We start from the raw sequence: 18,425 nt of genomic DNA on the forward strand, positions 1-18,425 counted from the left end.
CGCTATGCCGGCAATGCGCCGCGGCGCATGACGCCGGTGAAGGCGGACGGTGCGCCGGCGCACGCGCCATACGACATCATTCCAAACCTCAGGTATGGAATCAACTGATCTCTCTTCCCTTTATCGCAGCGCCGAGGCGGTAATAGCATCGACTCCAACGGATTGGATCACCCTTGGAGACAGACATGCCGAAGATGAGAGCAGTGGACGCGGCGGTAGCCGTGCTGGAAAAGGAAGGCATCACCGTGGCGTTCGGCGTACCCGGCGCCGCCATCAACCCGCTGTACTCGGCCCTGCGCAAGACGGGCTCGATCGACCACTACCTGGCCCGCCACGTCGAGGGCGCCTCGCACATGGCCGAGGGCTATACCCGCGCCGAGGCCGGCAATATCGGCGTCTGCATCGGCACCTCCGGCCCGGCCGGCACCGACATGATCACCGGGCTGTACTCGGCCTGGGCCGACTCGATTCCCATCCTCTGCATCACCGGCCAGGCGCCGCGCGCCCGCCTGTACAAGGAGGACTTCCAGGCCGTCGATATCGAATCGATCGCCAAGCCCGTGACCAAGTGGGCCGTGACCGTGCGCGAGCCGGCGCTGGTGCCGCAGGTCTTCCAGCAGGCCTTCCATCTGATGCGCTCGGGCCGTCCGGGTCCGGTGCTGATCGATCTGCCGTTCGACGTGCAGGTCGCCGAGATCGAATTCGATCCGGAAACGTACCAGCCGCTGCAGCCGTACAAGCCGGCCGCCTCGCGCGCGCAGATCGAGAAGGCGATCTCGATGCTGAACGCCTCGGCCAAGCCGCTGATCGTCTGCGGCGGCGGCGTGATCAATGCCGATGCCGCCGAACTGCTGGTCGAATTCGCCGAGCTGGTCAACGTGCCGGTGGTGCCCACGCTGATGGGCTGGGGCGTGCTGGCCGACGACCATCCGCTGCAGGCCGGCATGGTCGGGCTGCAGACCTCGCACCGCTACGGCAATGCGAACCTGCTCGCGTCGGACTTCGTGATGGGCATCGGCAACCGCTGGGCCAACCGCCACACCGGCAGCGTCGAGGTCTACACCAAGGGCCGCAAGTTCGTGCACGTCGATATCGAGCCGACGCAGATCGGCCGCGTGTTCGGTCCGGACCTGGGCATCGTCTCCGATGCCAAGCTGGCGCTCGAGCAGTTCGTCGAGGTCGCCCGCGAGATGAAGCAGGCCGGCCGGCTGCCGTGCCGCAAGGCCTGGGTCGCCGAGGTGCAGCAGCGCCGCCGCACCATGCACCGCAAGAGCGATTTCGACAACGTTCCGGTCAAGCCGCAGCGCGTCTATCGCGAGATGAACCAGTACTTCCCGCGCGACGTGCGCTACGTCAGCACGATCGGCCTGTCGCAGATTGCCGCGGCGCAGTTCCTGTCGGTCAACCAGCCCCGCCACTGGATCAACTGCGGCCAGGCCGGCCCGCTGGGCTGGACCATTCCGGCGGCGATCGGCGTCAAGGTGGCCTCGCCCGAATCGGACGTGGTCGCAATCTCGGGCGACTATGACTTCCAGTTCATGATCGAGGAGCTGGCGGTGGCGGCGCAGTTCAAGGTGCCGTACATCCACGTGCTGGTGAACAACTCCTATCTCGGCCTGATCCGCCAGGCGCAGCGCAATTTCGACATGGACTACTGCGTGCAGCTGGCCTTCGACAACATCAACGCGCCCGAGCTCCAGGGCTATGGCGTCGACCACGTCAAGGTGGTCGAGGGCCTGGGCTGCAAGGCGATCCGCGTGTTCAAGCCCGAGGACATCGCGCCGGCCTTCGCCGAGGCGCGCGACCTGATGGCCGAATTCTCGGTGCCGGTGGTGGTCGAGGTGATCCTTGAGCGCGTGACCAATATCGCGATGGGCACCGAGATCGACAACATCAACGAGTTCGAGCCGATCGAGGACCGCGTCGACGAAGAGGCCGACACGGCGATCCTGAAGGAAGAAGCGGAAACGGCCTGACGCGCGCGCAGGCGGAGGCGGGCTTGTTCACACAGCCATGCTTCCGCCGCCCCGATGGCCACACCGACAACCCTACCCAGACTCTGGAGACATTCATGCCGAAACTGGCTGCCAATCTGACCATGCTGTTCAACGAGATCGGCTTCCTCGACCGCTTCGAAGCCGCCGCGCGCGCGGGCTTTCGCGGCGTCGAGTTCCTGTTCCCCTATGCGTTTCACGCCGACCAGATCGCCGATCGGCTCAACCGCTTCCAGCTCGACCTGGTGCTGCACAACCTGCCGGCCGGCAAGTGGGAAGCGGGCGAGCGCGGCATCGCCTGCCATCCGGATCGGGTCGGCGAATTCCAGGACGGCGTCGGCGACGCGATCCAGTACGCCAAGGTGCTGGGCGTGCAGCAGCTGAACTGCCTGGTCGGCATCCTGCCGCAGAACGTCCGGCGCGAGCAGGCGCAGGAGACGCTGGTCGAGAACCTGCGCTTTGCCGCCCGCAAGCTCGCCGCCGAGAAGATCGACCTGCTGATCGAGCCGATCAATACCTTCGACATTCCGGGCTTCTTCCTGTCGCGCACGCAGCAGGCGCTGGATCTGATCGACCAGGTCGGCGAGCCCAACCTGTACGTGCAGTACGACATCTATCACATGCAGCGGATGGAAGGCGAAATCGCCGCGACGCTGAAGGCCAACCTGCCGCGCATCAAGCATGTACAGCTGGCCGACAACCCGGGCCGCAACGAGCCGGGCACCGGCGAGCTGAACTACGGCTTCCTGTTCTCCTGGCTCGACCAGATCGGCTACACCGGCTGGGTCGGCTGCGAATACAAGCCGCGCACGAGCACCGAGGCGGGCCTGGGCTGGCGCGCGCAGTTCGGCGTGCAGTGATCGCGCCGGACCGCAACGGCGACAGAACCAGAACAGATTTCATTCATCACCATTCCAAGGAGACTCACCATGGCAAACCAACGCAACGTCGGCTTCATCGGCCTGGGCATCATGGGCGCGCCGATGGCCGGCCACCTGCGCGCGGCCGGCCACACGCTGTTCGTCCATGACGTCAACCCCGCCCCGCAGGCCCTGGTCGACGCTGGCGTCACGGTCTGCACCAGCGCCGAGGAGGTCGCCAAGCGCGCCGACATCGTGATCATCATGGTGCCCGACACCCCGCACGTGGAAAGCGTGCTGTTCAGCGAGAAGGGCGTGGCCGCCGCGCTGAAGGCGGCCGGCAAGGAAGCCTCGCACAGCAAGATCGTGGTCGACATGAGCTCGATCTCGCCGATCGCCACCAAGGACTTCGCGGCGCGCATCAACAAGCTGGGCGCGGCCTATCTCGACGCGCCGGTGTCGGGCGGCGAAGTAGGCGCGAAGGCCGCCACGCTGACCATCATGGTCGGCGGCCCGGCCGAGGCCTTCGAGGAGGTCAAGCCGCTGTTCGAGCTGATGGGCAAGAACATCACGCTGGTCGGCGGCAACGGCGACGGCCAGACCACCAAGGTCGCCAACCAGATCATCGTCGCGCTGAACATCCAGGCCGTCGCCGAGGCGCTGCTGTTCGCCTCCAAGGCCGGCGCCGATCCGGCCAAGGTACGCCAGGCGCTGATGGGCGGCTTCGCGTCGTCGCGCATCCTGGAGGTGCACGGCGAACGCATGGTCAAGCGCACCTTCGATCCGGGCTTCCGCATCGAACTGCACCAGAAGGACCTGAACCTGGCACTGCAGGGCGCCAAGGCGCTGGGCGTGGCGCTGCCCAACACCGCGACCGCGCAGGAGCTGTTCAACACCTGCGCCGCCAATGGCTTCGGCAAGCAGGATCACTCGGCGCTGTGCCGCGCGATCGAGCTGATGTCGAACCATACGATCGCGAAGTAAGCCGCGAAGCAAGTCGCAGTGGCGCGTGCGAGCGATCCACGCGCCCGCCTCGTCCGCGCCGTGTTCGCCGGCGCGGACGCTCACCGCCACGCCATCCCGCCATCCCATCGCGCACCGCCATGTATTCCGATTCCCACGCCGCCCTGCTGACGCCGACGCGTCGCGACAGTCTTGCCGATCCGCGCGCGCTGCTGCGCGAGCTGTTCGACACCGCGGTCGCCGCGGTCAGTCCGGGCCAGTGCCTGCCGCCGCAACTGCCGGCTCCGCCGAAGGGCCGCACCGTAGTGATCGGCGCGGGCAAGGCCGCCGCGTCGATGGCGCAGGCGGTCGAGGCCCACTGGCAAGGGGAACTGTCCGGACTGGTGGTGACGCGCTACGGCCACGGCGCGCCGTGCTCGCGCATCGAGGTCGTCGAGGCCGCACATCCGGTGCCCGATGCAGCCGGGCAGCAGGCCGCGCAGCGCATGGTCGAGATGGTCAAGGGACTGAGCGCCGACGACCTGGTGCTGTGCCTGATCTCGGGCGGCGGCTCGGCGCTGCTGGCCGCGCCCGCACGGGGGCTGACGCTGGCCGACAAGCAGGCCGTCAACAAGGCGCTGCTGCGCAGCGGCGCCAACATCGGCGAGATGAACTGCGTGCGCAAGCATCTGTCCGCGCTCAAGGGCGGCAGGCTCGCGCTGCAATGCGCGCCGGCGCGCGTCGAGACGCTGCTGATCTCCGACATCCCGGGCGACGATCCGACGCTGATCGCCAGCGGTCCGACCTTGCCCGACGCCACCACCTGCGCGGATGCGCTGGCGGTGATCGACAAATACGGCATCGAGGTACCGGCGGCCGTGCGCGCGCATCTGCAGAGCGGTGCCGGTGAAACGCCCAAGCCCGGTGATCCACGCTTCGAGGGACATCGCGCCGTGACGCTCGCCACCGCACAGCAGGCGCTCGAAGCCGCCGCCGCGCGTGCGCGTGCGCTCGGCATCGAGGCCCATATCCTTTCGGATTGCATCGAGGGCGAGGCGCGCGAGGTCGCGCTGGTGCACGCCGCGCTGGCACGCCAGGTCGCCCAGCGCGGCCAGCCGTGGCGCAAGCCCTGCGTGCTGCTGTCGGGCGGCGAGACCACGGTCACCGTGCGCGGCAACGGCCGCGGCGGACGCAACGCGGAATTCCTGCTGTCGCTCGCGGTGGCGCTTGACGGGCTGCCCGGCGTGCATGCGATCGCCGCCGACACCGACGGCATTGACGGCTCCGAAGACAACGCCGGCGCGCTGCTGTCGCCCGACACGCTGGAGCGCGCCGCCGCGCGCGGCGTGTCGGCACGCGCGCGCCTGGCCGACAACGACGGCTACGGCTTCTTCGCCGCGCTCGACGATCTGATCGTCACCGGGCCGACGCGCACCAACGTCAACGACTTCCGCGCCATGCTGATTCTCTGACGATGGCGCTGCGACGTCGTCACGCCTGTCGCCATCGGCAACGTGCACGACCGCAACCACGATCGCGACACGGAATCGCGCCCGGCACGGCAACGTGCCCCATCACAACCGCAATACCGCAACACCGCACCACTGAAAACACCGCAACAGGAGACACCATGAGACGCCAGCGCAAAGCCAAGATCGTTGCCACGCTGGGACCGGCGAGCACCGATATCGCGGTGATCCGGCAGCTGTTCGAGGCCGGCGCCGACGTGTTCCGGCTCAACTTCAGCCACGGCACCCACGAGGACCATCGGCAGCGCTATCAGGCCGTGCGCCAGGTCGAGGCCGAGACCGGCCGTCCGATCGCGGTGCTGGCCGATCTGCAGGGGCCGAAGCTGCGCATCGGCACCTTCGCGGTGGGCAAGCTCGCGGTCAAGGCCGGCGATCCCTTCGTGCTCGACAGCGATCCGACCCCGGGCGATGCGACCCGCGTGCATCTGCCCCATCCCGAGCTGTTCCGCGTCGCCGCGCCGGGGCAGTCGCTGCTGATCGACGACGGCAAGGTGCAGCTGCGGATCGAATCGGTGTCCGCGGGCAGCATCGTCACGCGCGTGGTCAATCACGGCACGCTGTCGGACCGCAAGGGTGTCAACGTGCCGGACGCGGTGATTCCGATTCCGGCGCTGACCGACAAGGACCGCCGCGATCTCGAGTTCGCGCTGTCGCTGGGCGCGGACTGGATCGCGCTGTCCTTCGTGCAGCGCCCGTCGGACATCGTCGAGGCGCGCGAGCTGATCGGCACGCGCGCCGGCGTGCTGTCGAAGATCGAGAAGCCGGCCGCGCTGCAGCAGCTCGACGAGATCGTGCGGGTGTCGGACGCGGTGATGGTCGCGCGCGGCGACCTCGGCGTGGAATTGCCGCCGGAGCGCGTACCCGGCGTACAGAAGCGCATCCTGCGCGTGTGCCGCCAGCTCGGCAAGCCGATCGTGATCGCCACGCAGATGCTCGAATCGATGATCGACTCGCCGGTGCCGACGCGCGCCGAGGCGTCGGACGTCGCCAGCGCGATCTACGACGGCGCCGACGCGGTGATGCTGTCGGCCGAATCGGCCAACGGCCGCCACCCGGTACCCGCGGTCGCGATGATGAACCGCATCATCACCGAGGTCGAACGCGACCCGCTCTATCGCAATCTGCTCGACGCCCAGCACGAGGCGCCGCTGTCGACGCGGCAGGATGCGATCTGCGCGGCGCTGCGCGAGGTCACGCAGATCATCGGGGCGGCGGCGACGGTGACCTATACCTCGTCGGGCGCGACCGCGCTGCGCGCCGCGCGCGAGCGGCCGTGCGCGCCGATCGTCAGCATCACACCGCATGTCGAGATCGCGCGGCGGCTGGCGCTGGCCTGGGGCGTGCATTCGACGGTCAGTCCGGACGTGCAGAGCGTCGACGAGATGGTCGACGCGGCGACGCGCGCCGCGCTGGCCGAAGGCTATGCCGAGCCCGGCGATCAGATCACCATCGCGGCGGGCATGCCGTTCGGCCAGGGCGGCACGACCAACCTGCTGCGGGTCGCCGAGGTCGGCGGCACGAAGGTGCCGGCCGCCGCGGCGCTCGAAGCTTCGAACGCCGTGCCCGCTTGAAGCCAGGTGCTCTGGCCAGCCTGAGCTGGTGCGCGCCGCCCGCGCAAGCCGGGACCTTCCCGCGTGCGTCGGAGCGCCCACCCCCAAGCCCGGGCTCCCTGCCCGCCTGAAGCCGGCGGGCTTCCCCGCAAACCCGCGCCAGTGCCGCCATTGCTATACTTGGCGGCACTTCGCGGCCGGGCCCCTGTGCCCTCTTCCGTGGCCGCGTACCTGAACCAGCGGAGCCACCATGCGCCTTGACGACGAAGCCGAAAGCCAACATGTGGAAGACCGGCGAGGCGGCAGAGGCTTCGGTGCCGGCGGCAAGACCATCGGCATCGGCACGATCCTGGTCGCGCTCGCCGCCTCCTACTTCTTCGGCATCGATCCCACCGTGATCATGCAGGGCGCCTCGGTGCTGCAGCAGTCCGAGGCGCCGCAGCAGCAGGCCACCCAGGGGCCGCCCGCCACCGATCCCATGTCCGTGTTCGTGCGCAAGGTACTCGGCAGCACCGAGCGCACCTGGTCGCACCTGTTCGAAACCGAGCTGAACCGGCGTTACGAACCGCCGACGCTGGTGCTGTTTACCGGCGCCACGCAGACCGCCTGCGGCATGGGCCAGTCCGCGATGGGACCGTTCTATTGCCCCGCCGACCAGAAGGTCTATATCGACCTGGCGTTCTACGACGAGCTGCGCAAGCGCTTCGGCGCGGCCGGCGACTTCGCCCAGGCCTATGTGATCGCGCACGAGGTCGGCCACCATGTGCAGCACCTGCTCGGCGTGGCCGACAAGGTCGACAGCGCGCGTCGCCGCATGGGCGAGGCGCAGGCCAACCAGCTGTCGGTGCGGATGGAGCTGCAGGCCGATTGCCTGGCCGGCGTCTGGGCCGCGGCCGCGCAACGCGCCAATCAGCAGCTGCTCGAACCCGGGGATATCGAAGAAGGACTGCAGGCCGCCGCCGCGATCGGCGACGACCGTCTGCAGCGCCAGTCGCAAGGCTATGTCGTGCCCGAAGCCTTCACGCACGGCACCAGCGAGCAGCGGGTCCGCTGGCTGCGGCGCGGGCTCGAGTCGGCCGATATCGGCCGCTGCGACGCCTTCGCGGCGCGCCAGCTCTAAAGCCGGCGCGCGCGGCAGACAAGGAACTGCGCGGACCTGCGGAATAAAAAACACCCACCCGGAGAGAGAGAGAAGGAGGAAAGGAGGTCAACCGGGCAGGTGGGAGATAAACCGATTAGCCGGTGTGGCCGGCGCGCTTGCGTGGCGGTGGCCCGAGACAGGCCACCGGGGACGCGGCGCCGGCCCGGCATCAGACGCGAGTCAGACGCGAGTCAGACGCGATAGCCGTACAGCGAGCCGTCGCCGCTGCGGGCGTTGTCCAGCGAGCTGGCGGCAATCTCGCCGCTCGGCGCACGGGCGCCTTCGCTGAAGCTGTCAAACTGGCCCTGGCGGGTGCCTTCGCTGTAGGGATCGAACCGCCCCTGGCGAGCGCCTTCGCTGAAGGTATCGAACTTGCCCTGGCGGGCGCCGTCGGTGAAGGTGTTGAACTTGCCGGCGCGTAGCGCATCGGCATAGACGTCGAACTTGCCGACCTTGCTCGAGGTGGCGGGCGCGGCCACGGCGACCGCCGAGGTCGCGGCCACGATGACGGCCAACGCGCCGCCGATGATACGGCTGGTGATCATTTGGGACTCCTTCAACTGAGCTTTATTTATGTGTCAGCTACCTGCTGCCCCTGAGCGATCTATGTCGCCATGTGAGCACGGGTTGAAGGTTAGTCCCTGGCCTTGCGGCCACAAATGGGGCTGCGACGAATGGTGAGTTGCGCGCCGTGAAACGACAAGGTGGCGGAACCAGCGGCGCCCCGCGCGAGGCGCCGCGGCCGGGCCGCCGGCCCTTTCCAGCGTGAACTAAGCGTGAACAGCGACGTGAACCGCAGCCTGAACTACAGCGTGAACTGGCCGTTGGCCTCGGGCTGATAGGACAGCTCCAGCACCGTCACCCGCTGCTCGCGGCCGTCCGGCAGCCGGTAGCTGACCGTCTCGCCCGCGCGGGCGCCAAGCAGCGCCTGGCCGACCGGCGAGAACACCGAGATCCGGCCCGCCTCGAAATCGGCGCTGTCCGGGTACACCAGCGTCCACTCGCGCGGCGCCGGGTCGCCCTCCAGCGCGCAGCGCACCGACGAATTCATCGTCACCACGTCCTGCGGAATCGCGTCGGGCGGCACGATCGCGGCGCGGGCCAGCAGGTCGTCCAGCATCTCGGCGATGCCGTTGGCAGGGGCCCGGCTGGCGATGCGCTCCAGTCGGGTCACGTCGAGTTCGGTCAGATACAGCGTGGGCTGCAGCGAAGCGGATGCGGTCATGGCGGCTCCTGTATGGCTTGCGCGCGCCTGGGCGCGCTGGTCTTGCTTGTCTGTTGGATTCGGCCGGATCGGCGTCCGCGCGGTGACGGCGCGGTGGCGCCCGGCGTGCGGCTACTCCGAGCGGCGCGCGTGGCGGGAAAACGATCCGGAAAAGGAGGCTCGGGCCCGGTTCGGCTGGCCCGGCGCGACTGCGGTGCGGCTAGGCTGGGAACCGGGCGGGATCAAGCGGGGTGGAGATTCGGCGCGTGATCCGGCGGGAAGGGACGGCGGCCAGGCCGGCCGCCATGCGCGGTGCGCGCATCAGCGGTGCGCGCATGCGGGCCGCGTTCGCGATCTGCCGCGCCACGCGCGCGCCAGCCAGCCGGGCAAGGCGGCGGGCTTGGGCGAACGAGACGAAGCGGCGAGCGAACATCGGCAAAGGGTTCGGTTGAGGATTTGGCCCCGGCGGTCCGGTGGCCAGGTCCATGAGGCCAAACGTCGGAATCCGGAAACGGAAAGCGAGGCCTCAAAAAAAAAAGCGGGCGCGACGAATCGCGTGACCGGTTATCGGGATGCTAGCACAGCACAGGCAAAGCGGCGTGGCCCCGGGCCGCCACGGCTCAGTGCGGATGGCCCGCTTCGGTGCGGTGGCACTCGCACGGCCCGCCGCCGGCCGCCTGCTGCAGGTTCTGCAGGATGCCGCATTCGCTGGCGCGGTGGCCCTCGTCGCATGTGTGCCGCAGCGCCCGCAGCTGGCTCTCCAGCGCCTCCAGCGCAAGGCGCTGCGCGTGGATCTGCTCTATCTGCCGGTCCAGCAGCGAATTGATGCCGTCGCAGGCCGCGCTCGGATCGCGCGCGAAATCGCGCAGCCGGCGCACATCGGAAAGGCTCATGCCCAGCGAGCGGCAATGGCGCACGAAGTTCAGCTGCACGAGATGGGCGTCGCCGTAGCGGCGATAGCCGTTGTCCTCGCGCTGGGGCGCATCGAGCAGGCCCTCCCGCTCGTAATAGCGGATGGTCTCCGCGTCGCAGCCCGACTGGCGGGCGAGTTCTCCGATTCTCATGACACTCACCTTGTAGCGATTACAGGGTTTTCAAGGGGCAGTGTAGTCCAGCCCGGAGCGGCTTGCCGGTAACTGCTTCCTCGGATGCCGGAGGGACCTCCGGCTCCCCGGTCTTGCCGAGGGCGCCGGCTCCGGTCTTCCGCCGCGCTGGCTCCGGTCTTCCCGAGGCGCCGGCTCCGGTCTTCCCGAGGGCGCACAAATCGAGCGATCTCCCATCGCGAATGGTGCGTTCGCATCTCAGGTAGAATCGCCGCAACCGGGTGCGGCCAGCGTACCCGCCCGGCACTTTTCCATACCCCACTGAATCTCGTGCTGCGCCCCGCCACCTTCGTGCGATCGCTGCAGCGGCTGCTCCGGCTGTCGCTGCTGCCGCTGCTGCTCGCCCTGCTGCCGCTGCATGGCTGGGCAGGCGCCGGCATGCCCGCGGGCGGCGCGGCGGTGCATGCGATCGAAGCGGTCGAGGTCGCCGAAGCGATCGATATCATTGGTGCCTTCGACGCGGTCTTGGCCAGCGGCACCAGCGCCGGCAGCGCCGGCAGTGCCGCCACCGATGTGCTCGGCCCTCTCTGCGATCCGGCATCGGACTCCAGCGCGCCCGGCCCCACGCCGTTTGCCGACGCCGGCGAAGCCGCGCCGTCGGGCGCCGACCTGGCTGAACAGCTGCTGCTCCCCTCGGCGCCCGCGATGACGGACGCCGGCGGCCGCACCGGCCCGCCTGCCTACGCCGCGCTACGGCTGCCCGAACCCGACCTGCCCCTGCTGCCGCGCCCGCCGCGCGGCTGATCCCAGGCCGTCCGCGCCGATTCCGAACCCGAAGCCCCGTGACCTCTCACGGGCCTTCGCCATGCGGCCCTGTCCGCGCCTTTTCCCTGTTGACTGAACCAAGATGAAACGCGTCCTGCTTTTCCTGGCGACCAACCTCGCCGTCATGATCGTGCTGAGCATCACCGCGAGCCTGCTCGGGGTGAATCGCTTCCTGACCGCCAACGGCCTGAACCTCGGCACGCTGCTGGCCTTCGCCGCGCTGATGGGCTTCGGCGGTGCCTTCATTTCGCTGCTGATGTCCAAGACCATCGCCAAATGGTCCACCGGCGCGCAGGTCATCACCCATCCGAGCACCAGCACCGAGCTGTGGCTGATGCAGACCGTCGAGAAGCTGGCGCAGCGCGCCGGCCTGCCGATGCCCGAGGTCGCCATCTACGAGGGCGAACCCAATGCCTTCGCCACCGGCGCGACCAAGAAGAGCTCGCTGGTCGCGGTGTCGACCGGCCTGCTGCAGAGCATGTCGCGCGACGAGGTCGAGGCCGTGCTGGCGCACGAGGTCGCGCACGTGGCCAATGGCGACATGGTGACGCTGACGCTGATCCAGGGCGTGGTGAACACGTTCGTGATCTTCCTCGCCCGCATCGTCGGCTACTTCGTCGACTCGATGCTGCGCCGTAACGACGAGGAGTCGAGCGGCCCCGGCATCGGCTACATGGTCACGGTGATCGTCTGCGAAATCGTGTTCGGCATCCTCGCCAGCATCATCGTCGCGGCCTTCTCGCGCCATCGCGAATTCCGCGCCGACGCCGGCGCCGCCCGCCTGATGGGCACGCCCTCGCCGATGGTGGCCGCGCTGCGCCGCCTGGGCGGCATGGAAGCCGACGGCCTGCCGCAGAACATGCAGGCGATGGGCATCTCGGGCGGCAAGTCGTGGCTGGCGCTGTTCTCCAGCCACCCGCCGATCGAGGCCCGCATCGCGGCGCTGCAGGGCACGCGCTGAAGTCGGACTGCGGGACCGTGGGACGGCCGTCGCTCAGGCGGCGGCGTTCACCGGTTCCCGCTCCGGCGTCTGCGTTTGCGACTGCGTTTGCGTCGACTGCGCCCGGAACGCGGCGCGATAGCGTTCCGGCGTGGTCCGCAGATGGCGCAGGAAGGCCTGCCGCATGCCGTCGGCGCTGCCGAATCCCGCCATGCGCGCCACCGTCTCCAGCCGGCGCTCGCTCTGCTCGAGCATCCGCCGCGCCGCCTCGACCCGCTGCGTCTCCACATAGCGGGCAGGCGTCTGCCCTACTTGCTTCGCGAAGACCCGCGCAAAATTGCGCGGGCTCATTGCTACCCGCTCGGCCAGCGCGCCGACCGACAGGTCCGCGTCGAGATGGTCGGCGATCCATCCCTGCAAATCCCTCAGCTCCGGACTCTGCGCCGCCTGCGCCTGCAGCGCGCTGGAGAACTGCGCCTGGCTGCCCGGCCGCCGCAGGAACAGCACCAGCTCGCGCGCCACCGCCAGCGAGGTGGCGTGGCCCAGATCGTCCTCGACCAGCGCCAGCGACAGGTCCATGCCCGCGGTGACGCCGGCTGATGTGTACAGCCGCCCGGCCTGGATCCAGATCGGATCGGCATCGACCGTCACGCGCGGATGCCGCCGCGCCAGCTTCTCCGCGTGGCGCCAGTGCGTGGTGGCGCGCTGCGTATCGAGCAGCCCGGTGCGCGCCAGCACGAAGGCGCCGGTGCAGACCGCGCCCAGCCGCCGCACGCGCGGCGCCATCTCGCGCAGCCAGTGGATCAGCGCGGCGTTGTCGGCGGCCGCCGCATGGCCGGCGCCGCCCGCCAGCAGCAGCGTGTCGATCGGGCCGGGCAGCGTCTCGGCGATGCGGTGGAACGGCGCGTCGGCCAGCAGCCGGATGCCGCTCTCGGTCCGGATCACCGCATCGTCGCTGACGCTGGCGATGCGGATCTGATAGGCGGGATTGGGCCGTCCCGACAGGCGGTTGGCCTGCCCGAACACGGCCGTTGGACCGGTCACGTCGAGTTCCTGGGCCGGGTCCGGCGCGACGATCAGCACCACGCGCGGCGTGTCGGGGACGGAATGCAGATGGCTGGGCATGGACGTGGGCTTGGGCATGTCGGGCAAGGTTCTCGCCAGGGCGAGCGTGAAGACCGGGATGCGGCCGATCATACCGGCGCCAGCGCCCGGCTGCGCCGCTGCCAGCCCAGCGTGATCAGCAGCGCCACGGCGAGCGCCGGCAGGGCCGCCAGGTTCACCGCATCCCAGCCGTAGTGGTGCAGGATCTGGCCGGCCGCCAGCGTGGCCACCGCCGTCAGCACCGCGGTCGAGAACTCCGCCACCGCCTGCGTCCGCGCGCGCTCCGCATCGCGATAGCTGCTGGTCAGCAACGTCGTGCCGCCGACGAACATGAAATTCCAGCCGACGCCCAGGCAAAGCAGCGCGACGTAGAACGCGGGCAGCGAGGTCGAGGCCAGCGCGATCACGCTGGACAGCGCCGACAGCCCGATCCCGGCGATCAGCATCGCCGGATTGCCGAAGCGCTGCAGCAGCCAGCCCGACACGAAGGACGGCGCATACATGCCGACCAGATGCCATTCGATGATCTGCGCGCCCTGCGCGATGGTGTGGTTGCAGGCCACCGCGGCGATCGGCGTGGCCGTCATCACGAACATCATCACCGCGTTGCCGATGCCGTTGTTGGCGAAGGCCGCCAGGAACACCGGCTGGCGCACGATCTCGCCCAGCGGACGCGCCGGCAATTGCGACTCGGGGTTGCTGCCGGCCGGCGGCGGAGGCGGCTCGCGATAGGCAAACGCCAGCAGCAGCACCGTCGCCACGCCGAACGCCGCGACCACGGCGTAGGAGCCGGCGAATGGCAGCGGGCTCATCAGGTCGGTCGACCAGGCGGCGATGGCCGGACCGCAGACCGCGGCGACCACGCCGCCGGTCAGCACGGCGGAGATCGCGCGCGGCTTGTCGGCAACCGGCGCGGCATCGGCGGCGGCCAGCCGATAGAAGCGGGCAAAGGCCTGGAATACGCCGACCAGCGCGGTGCCGGCGCAGAAGGCCAGGAAATCGTGATGGGCGATGGCCCAGACCGAGATCAGCCCGCCCGCGGTGCAGGCGATCCCGCCCAGGCAGAAGGCCAGCCGCCGCCCGAGCCGCTCGATCAGAAAGGCCGCGGCGATCGCCGTCACCGCCGAGGCCACCGTGATAAGGGCGAAGGGCACGGTGGCCAGCGCCTTGTCGGGCGCCAGCGTGTAGCCGACCAGGCCGGTCAGCGTCAGGTCGACGGACAGGGCGGAGGTGAACAGCGCCTGGCAGATCGCCAGCACGCGGGCATGGGTCATCGGGGACATCGGCTTCATCGGGACTTTCCTCGGGATGCCCTGGCCATTCGCAGGGATGCCACCGAGCTTAAAAGTCCCGCCGCCTGGCCTTCGGACAACGATCCGTGGATTTCTGCCAAGGGGCGGGGGTAGGTGCGAAGGCCGAGGGCGAAGAGCCGAGGGGCGGACGAAGGGCCGAAGGGGCGACGGCGAAGGGCCGAGGGCGCGAGGAGCGACGCGGTGAGGGAGGAGCGCCGAAAGCCCGAGGGGTGAGGGGTGAGGGACGAGGGCCGCGGGTGCGAGGGGCGAGAGGTGAGGCGGCGAAGGAGCGAGGAGTGAGGGACGTGCCGCCGCCCTACTCCGCCACCCGCCCGCGCAAGGCCTTGATCTGGCTGCGCTGGGTCTTGCCCTCCAGCCGCCGCAGCTTCGACGCAAACGTCGGCCGCGTCGGACGCCGTACCGCCGGCGGCACGGCGACGCTGTCGACCAGCTCATGCAGGCGCCGCACCGCTTCGTCACGATTGAGTTCGAGGCTGCGATGCTGCTGCGCCTTGATCACGATCACGCCGTCGCGGGTGATGCGGTGGTCGTGCAATTGCAGCAGGCGCTGCTTGTGGTCCTCGGCCAGCGAGGACGCGCGGATATCGAAGCGCAGATGCACCGCGTTCGACACCTTGTTGATGTTCTGCCCGCCCGCCCCCTGGGCGCGGATCGCGGTGATCTGGTACTCGTGGTGGGGGATGACGGCGGGCATGGTCGATCAATAAGGGCAACGCGGCAATGGGGCAATGACGGCGTGACGGCGCGCTTCAGGTCAGGCCGGCGCGCATTGGGCAAAGTTCCGGCCAGGACGGTGGCTGGCCTTGGCAGTGAGCCCGCTACCCCCGCATCCTTGCGGTCCAGTCCTCGACCGCGCCGCTCTGGCGCCGGCGCTCGAACAACCGCCGCCACGAGTCGACCAGCGGCAACGCCAGCACCGCGTCGAGCAGCGCGGGATCGGTCTCGCGGTCGCGTACCAGGCCGGCCAGGCGCGCCACCGACCAGTCGGCGTGCGGCCGCTCCAGCAGCACCGCGGCGTCGCCGGCCTGCAACTTGCCCGGTTCCAGCACGCGGAAATACCAGCCGATCCGCAGGCTCTGCTGCACCAGCGCCGACATGTCGTCGCGGCCGAACCGCACGTTCAGCTTCCAGCACGGTTGCCGCGGCTGCGATACCTGCAGGGTCACCGAGCCGATCCGCCAGACGTCGCCGAGGCAGACGTCATGCTCGTCGCCGCCCGCCCAGCTCAGGTTCTCGCCGAACGCGCCAGCGCGCGCCAGCACCGGCAAGGGTCCGATGTCGTGCCGCCAGTTCGCGTAGTGTTGCCACGGATAGCAATGGACCGCCTTCTCCGGCCCGCCGTGGATGCGGCGGTCGCCCTGCTCGTCGCCGTGCAGTCCAAGCGTATGCACCGCGACGGGTGCGCCGACGGGATGCTTGTCGATCGCGCTCTGCTTGCCGGTCTTGGCTGGCATGCCGTAGGGCTTGGCGGTGCCGGTCAATACCGCGCGGATCGTGACCTGGGACGGGCTCACGGCGGACTCTCCTTGACGGTGATGGGTAGGGATCGACGCCGGTGGCGCACCGGCGGACATCGAGCCGGCAAGTGTAGCGCCGAACACCGGAACGCTGCGCGGGCGTTGAGCGTATGGGGACAGCGCAGAGTGGCAGGGCACTGCTCAGTAATCCGTCGCCCTCACCGCCGTCAGGAAGCCATTCAGCGAACAGTTTGGCGCCTCGTGGAGAACGCTGCCGCGGCTCAACCCCCTCCTCAGTAGCCGGTCGCCTTCACCGCCTTCAGGAAGCCGTTCAGCGAACGGTCTGGCGTCTCGTGGAAATGGTCGTCGAGTATCCGGATCGCCCGGCAGCGATCCAGCCGGAAGCTGCGATAGTCCTCGCGCGCGGTGCACCAAGCCGCCAGCAGCCAGACATTGCCCCAGAAGAACAGGCCGAGCGGCTGCACCACGCGTTCAGTGAGCCGCTGCTGCGCATCGCAGTAATCGAGCCGCAGCAGCCGCTGCTCGCCCATGGCGCCGTGGACGACGTCGAAGGCCTCGCGGACCTTGCTGTCGTGCATATAGGCCGGCGCGAAGACCCGGCTCTGCTGCGCCGACAGCCGGCGCGTCGGCGGTAGCGCCGCCACCAGCTTCTCCAGCGCCGGATCGGCCGCGGCGGCGAGCGCACCACCGCCCCAGGCCTTCAGCATCCGCAGGCCGGCCACCAGCGCCTCGACCTCGATGCCGGAGAACATCAACGGCGGCACGTCGAAGTCCGCCCGCAGCCGATAGCCGATCCCGGCCTCGCCCTCGACCGGCACGCCCGATATCGACAGCGCCTGAATGTCGCGATAAACCGTGCGCTCCGACACGCCGAGCCGCTGCGCCAGCAGCGCCGCCGTCGTCAGGCGGCGGCCACGCAGGACCTGGACGATCTGGAACAGTCGGTCGGCGCGGCGGCTCATTGGCGTGAGTCAGTGAGTGAGGCAGGGAATCAGTCAGGCGGTTCGGGCGAGTCAGGCCAGGGTCACACGGTCAGCGGTTGGCTGGCACGGGCTCGTGCAGGCCGATCTTGTTGCCTTCGCTGTCGATGATATGGGCGATCCGGCCGATCTCGTCCGGCAGCTCCATCGGCCCGAACACCGTCTTGCCACCGGCAGCGGCCACCCGGCCCAGCAGCTCATTGAGCGCTGGCGTATGCAGATAAGGCAGGCTGCCCTCGGTACTCGGCCGAAAACCCTCGCCGGCCACCAGCGCGCCACCCGAATGGGAATGCGGAAAGATTGCCATATCGATTTCGCTCATCGTCTCGCGGCGCAGCTGCGTCTCGAATACCCGCTCGTAGAACTGCACGGCCCGGCCCATGTCGACGACGGGAATTTCCAGCCAGTTGATCAGAACGTTTTGCATGATGCCAACTCGGTGGTCGTTGAAGGAGACCGCAGTTTGCGAGGGGGCTGCTGACAGCGTGGTGTCAGGAGGATGGTGGCGGTGGGTATCCGACGGATACGCGAGAAGCGAGAAGCGGGAGGCGGGGGCGGGGGCGGGGGCGGGGGCGGGGGCATCGATCGCACTAAACTGGCACGACCGCGACGACATTCTGGTTTTCATCATGGCGCAGAACATCTACGACAACCCGGATTTCTTTCATGGCTACAGCCAGTTACCTCGCCAGGTGCATGGCCTTGACGGCGCTCCCGAGTGGCCGGCCATCCGGGCGATGCTCCCCGGTCTGGCAGGGAAGCGTGTCGTCGACCTCGGTTGTGGTTTCGGGTGGGCATCGAGATGGATGCGCGGGCAAGGCGCCGCATCGGTTCTTGGACTTGATATTTCCGAGAACATGCTGGCGCGGGCAAAAGCGGACACCACCGATCCCAACATCGAATATCGGATCGCGGATATCGAGACCGTCGAATTGCCAGAGGCGGCTTTTGATTTCGCCTACAGCGCGCTGGCGTTTCACTATGTCGAGGACTTCGAGCGGCTGGCCCGGATGATTTATCGCGCCCTCGCGCCAGGGGGAAGCATGGTGTTCACCATCGAACATCCGGTTTTCATGGCCGCCTCCAATCCACACTGGATGGTCGATGAGCAGGGTCGCAAGACGTGGCCGGTCAATCGTTATTCGGTCGAGGGCGAACGACGGACCGACTGGTTCGCGAAAGGCGTGTTGAAGTACCACAGGACGATCGGCACCACGCTCAATACGCTGATACGAGCAGGGTTCACGATCCGGGCCGTCGAGGAATTTGCACCGTCGGCCGAGCAAATCGAATCGAATCCCGGCCTGGACGAAGAAATGGAACGGCCGATGATGCTTCTGGTCGCCGTAGCGCGATAGACGATCGCGCGTCGGTGCAATCTAGGTGCAGTGCAAGTGCATTGCGCCTCAAGGGCAGGACGGAGAAAAAGCGGAAAACCGTTGTGGGACTTGGCGCGCCCGGCTGGGATCGAACCAGCAACCCCTGCCTTCGGAGTCTTGGTGACGAGCCAAGACACTTTATA

Annotated in this window: 19 protein-coding genes; 9 read left to right on the forward strand and 10 right to left on the reverse strand. The window is 68.7% G+C overall.

Annotated features, from left to right (window positions below; genetic code table 11):
• The first annotated feature begins 185 nt into the window (after positions 1 to 185).
• The 6 genes from gcl to K7G19_RS13945 all read left to right on the forward strand — a co-directional run bounded on the left by gcl (position 186) and on the right by K7G19_RS13945 (position 7,995).
• On the forward strand, positions 186 to 1,976 hold the full coding sequence (gene gcl, locus K7G19_RS13920) for a glyoxylate carboligase (protein ID WP_149317514.1): 1,791 nt from the start codon (positions 186 to 188) through the stop codon (positions 1,974 to 1,976).
• A gap of 95 nt (positions 1,977 to 2,071) precedes the next feature.
• A complete protein-coding gene (hyi, locus tag K7G19_RS13925; RefSeq protein WP_226107758.1) occupies positions 2,072 to 2,854 on the forward strand; it encodes a hydroxypyruvate isomerase in 783 nt (260 codons plus the stop codon).
• 69 nt (positions 2,855 to 2,923) lie between these two features.
• Positions 2,924 to 3,838, forward strand: coding sequence for a 2-hydroxy-3-oxopropionate reductase (glxR, locus tag K7G19_RS13930; RefSeq protein WP_149317512.1), 915 nt, complete (start codon positions 2,924 to 2,926; stop codon positions 3,836 to 3,838).
• 119 nt (positions 3,839 to 3,957) lie between these two features.
• Positions 3,958 to 5,268: a glycerate kinase gene (locus K7G19_RS13935; protein WP_226107759.1), complete on the forward strand. Its 1,311-nt coding sequence runs from the start codon at positions 3,958 to 3,960 to the stop codon at positions 5,266 to 5,268.
• A gap of 158 nt (positions 5,269 to 5,426) precedes the next feature.
• Positions 5,427 to 6,896 carry a pyruvate kinase gene (gene pyk, locus K7G19_RS13940; protein ID WP_226107760.1) on the forward strand — a complete coding sequence of 490 codons (1,470 nt, stop codon included), beginning with the start codon at positions 5,427 to 5,429 and terminating at the stop codon, positions 6,894 to 6,896.
• 229 nt (positions 6,897 to 7,125) lie between these two features.
• Positions 7,126 to 7,995: a neutral zinc metallopeptidase gene (locus tag K7G19_RS13945; protein WP_149317509.1), complete on the forward strand. Its 870-nt coding sequence runs from the start codon at positions 7,126 to 7,128 to the stop codon at positions 7,993 to 7,995.
• A gap of 212 nt (positions 7,996 to 8,207) precedes the next feature.
• Here K7G19_RS13945 and K7G19_RS13950 read toward each other — a convergent pair whose 3' ends face one another.
• From K7G19_RS13950 to K7G19_RS13965, 4 genes are all read right to left on the reverse strand, one after another.
• Complete coding sequence (locus K7G19_RS13950; protein ID WP_226107761.1) at positions 8,208 to 8,561, reverse strand: hypothetical protein; 354 nt, start codon at positions 8,559 to 8,561, stop codon at positions 8,208 to 8,210.
• A 260-nt stretch (positions 8,562 to 8,821) separates the two neighbouring features.
• Entirely contained in the window at positions 8,822 to 9,241 is a 420-nt protein-coding gene (rnk, locus tag K7G19_RS13955; protein ID WP_149317507.1) for a nucleoside diphosphate kinase regulator, read from the reverse strand.
• 199 nt (positions 9,242 to 9,440) lie between these two features.
• On the reverse strand, positions 9,441 to 9,707 hold the full coding sequence (locus tag K7G19_RS13960) for a hypothetical protein (RefSeq protein WP_149317506.1): 267 nt from the start codon (positions 9,705 to 9,707) through the stop codon (positions 9,441 to 9,443).
• A gap of 133 nt (positions 9,708 to 9,840) precedes the next feature.
• Positions 9,841 to 10,284: a Cd(II)/Pb(II)-responsive transcriptional regulator gene (locus K7G19_RS13965; protein WP_149317505.1), complete on the reverse strand. Its 444-nt coding sequence runs from the start codon at positions 10,282 to 10,284 to the stop codon at positions 9,841 to 9,843.
• Positions 10,285 to 10,593: 309 nt separating this feature from the next.
• On the opposite strand from K7G19_RS13965, the gene K7G19_RS13970 reads away from it, so the two are divergent.
• Positions 10,594 to 11,067: a hypothetical protein gene (locus K7G19_RS13970; protein ID WP_226107763.1), complete on the forward strand. Its 474-nt coding sequence runs from the start codon at positions 10,594 to 10,596 to the stop codon at positions 11,065 to 11,067.
• A gap of 103 nt (positions 11,068 to 11,170) precedes the next feature.
• Positions 11,171 to 12,049, forward strand: coding sequence for a protease HtpX (gene htpX, locus K7G19_RS13975; protein WP_149317504.1), 879 nt, complete (start codon positions 11,171 to 11,173; stop codon positions 12,047 to 12,049).
• Positions 12,050 to 12,082: 33 nt separating this feature from the next.
• Here the strand turns inward: htpX and K7G19_RS13980 are convergent, their stop codons facing one another.
• The 6 genes from K7G19_RS13980 to K7G19_RS14005 all read right to left on the reverse strand — a co-directional run bounded on the left by K7G19_RS13980 (position 12,083) and on the right by K7G19_RS14005 (position 17,330).
• Positions 12,083 to 13,153, reverse strand: coding sequence for a GlxA family transcriptional regulator (locus tag K7G19_RS13980; protein ID WP_226108152.1), 1,071 nt, complete (start codon positions 13,151 to 13,153; stop codon positions 12,083 to 12,085).
• A 68-nt stretch (positions 13,154 to 13,221) separates the two neighbouring features.
• Complete coding sequence (locus K7G19_RS13985; RefSeq protein WP_226107765.1) at positions 13,222 to 14,424, reverse strand: MFS transporter; 1,203 nt, start codon at positions 14,422 to 14,424, stop codon at positions 13,222 to 13,224.
• Positions 14,425 to 14,740: 316 nt separating this feature from the next.
• Positions 14,741 to 15,139, reverse strand: a complete 399-nt coding sequence (arfB, locus tag K7G19_RS13990) for an alternative ribosome rescue aminoacyl-tRNA hydrolase ArfB (protein WP_150082026.1) — start codon at positions 15,137 to 15,139, stop codon at positions 14,741 to 14,743.
• A gap of 124 nt (positions 15,140 to 15,263) precedes the next feature.
• Positions 15,264 to 15,959 carry an MOSC domain-containing protein gene (locus tag K7G19_RS13995; protein ID WP_226107767.1) on the reverse strand — a complete coding sequence of 232 codons (696 nt, stop codon included), beginning with the start codon at positions 15,957 to 15,959 and terminating at the stop codon, positions 15,264 to 15,266.
• A 236-nt stretch (positions 15,960 to 16,195) separates the two neighbouring features.
• On the reverse strand, positions 16,196 to 16,885 hold the full coding sequence (locus K7G19_RS14000) for a YafY family protein (RefSeq protein ID WP_226107769.1): 690 nt from the start codon (positions 16,883 to 16,885) through the stop codon (positions 16,196 to 16,198).
• 70 nt (positions 16,886 to 16,955) lie between these two features.
• Positions 16,956 to 17,330, reverse strand: coding sequence for a VOC family protein (locus tag K7G19_RS14005; RefSeq protein WP_150082029.1), 375 nt, complete (start codon positions 17,328 to 17,330; stop codon positions 16,956 to 16,958).
• 202 nt (positions 17,331 to 17,532) lie between these two features.
• Between K7G19_RS14005 and K7G19_RS14010 the strand changes: the two genes are divergently transcribed.
• Positions 17,533 to 18,261 (forward strand): class I SAM-dependent methyltransferase, encoded by a 729-nt coding sequence (locus tag K7G19_RS14010; RefSeq protein ID WP_226107771.1) that lies wholly within the window; start codon positions 17,533 to 17,535, stop codon positions 18,259 to 18,261.
• Positions 18,262 to 18,425: the final 164 nt, after the last annotated feature.

It is taken from the genome of Cupriavidus sp. DB3 (assembly GCF_020418465.1).
In the GTDB taxonomy this organism is placed as follows: Bacteria; Pseudomonadota; Gammaproteobacteria; order Burkholderiales; family Burkholderiaceae; genus Cupriavidus; species Cupriavidus cauae.

Bases quoted from the DNA above. Each gene is read 5' to 3' on its own strand.
- K7G19_RS13945 (WP_149317509.1), top strand. From the start codon at position 7,126: ATGCGCCTTGACGACGAAGCCGAAAGCCAACATGTGGAAGACCGGCGA.
- K7G19_RS13980 (WP_226108152.1), bottom strand. From the start codon at position 13,153: ATGCCCAGCCATCTGCATTCCGTCCCCGACACGCCGCGCGTGGTGCTG.
- glxR (WP_149317512.1), top strand. From the start codon at position 2,924: ATGGCAAACCAACGCAACGTCGGCTTCATCGGCCTGGGCATCATGGGC.
- htpX (WP_149317504.1), top strand. From the start codon at position 11,171: ATGAAACGCGTCCTGCTTTTCCTGGCGACCAACCTCGCCGTCATGATC.
- K7G19_RS14010 (WP_226107771.1), top strand. From the start codon at position 17,533: ATGGCGCAGAACATCTACGACAACCCGGATTTCTTTCATGGCTACAGC.
- hyi (WP_226107758.1), top strand. From the start codon at position 2,072: ATGCCGAAACTGGCTGCCAATCTGACCATGCTGTTCAACGAGATCGGC.
- pyk (WP_226107760.1), top strand. From the start codon at position 5,427: ATGAGACGCCAGCGCAAAGCCAAGATCGTTGCCACGCTGGGACCGGCG.
- K7G19_RS13935 (WP_226107759.1), top strand. From the start codon at position 3,958: ATGTATTCCGATTCCCACGCCGCCCTGCTGACGCCGACGCGTCGCGAC.
- K7G19_RS14005 (WP_150082029.1), bottom strand. From the start codon at position 17,330: ATGCAAAACGTTCTGATCAACTGGCTGGAAATTCCCGTCGTCGACATG.
- gcl (WP_149317514.1), top strand. From the start codon at position 186: ATGCCGAAGATGAGAGCAGTGGACGCGGCGGTAGCCGTGCTGGAAAAG.
- K7G19_RS13950 (WP_226107761.1), bottom strand. From the start codon at position 8,561: ATGATCACCAGCCGTATCATCGGCGGCGCGTTGGCCGTCATCGTGGCC.
- rnk (WP_149317507.1), bottom strand. From the start codon at position 9,241: ATGACCGCATCCGCTTCGCTGCAGCCCACGCTGTATCTGACCGAACTC.
- K7G19_RS13960 (WP_149317506.1), bottom strand. From the start codon at position 9,707: ATGGACCTGGCCACCGGACCGCCGGGGCCAAATCCTCAACCGAACCCT.
- K7G19_RS14000 (WP_226107769.1), bottom strand. From the start codon at position 16,885: ATGAGCCGCCGCGCCGACCGACTGTTCCAGATCGTCCAGGTCCTGCGT.
- K7G19_RS13965 (WP_149317505.1), bottom strand. From the start codon at position 10,284: ATGAGAATCGGAGAACTCGCCCGCCAGTCGGGCTGCGACGCGGAGACC.
- arfB (WP_150082026.1), bottom strand. From the start codon at position 15,139: ATGCCCGCCGTCATCCCCCACCACGAGTACCAGATCACCGCGATCCGC.
- K7G19_RS13985 (WP_226107765.1), bottom strand. From the start codon at position 14,424: ATGAAGCCGATGTCCCCGATGACCCATGCCCGCGTGCTGGCGATCTGC.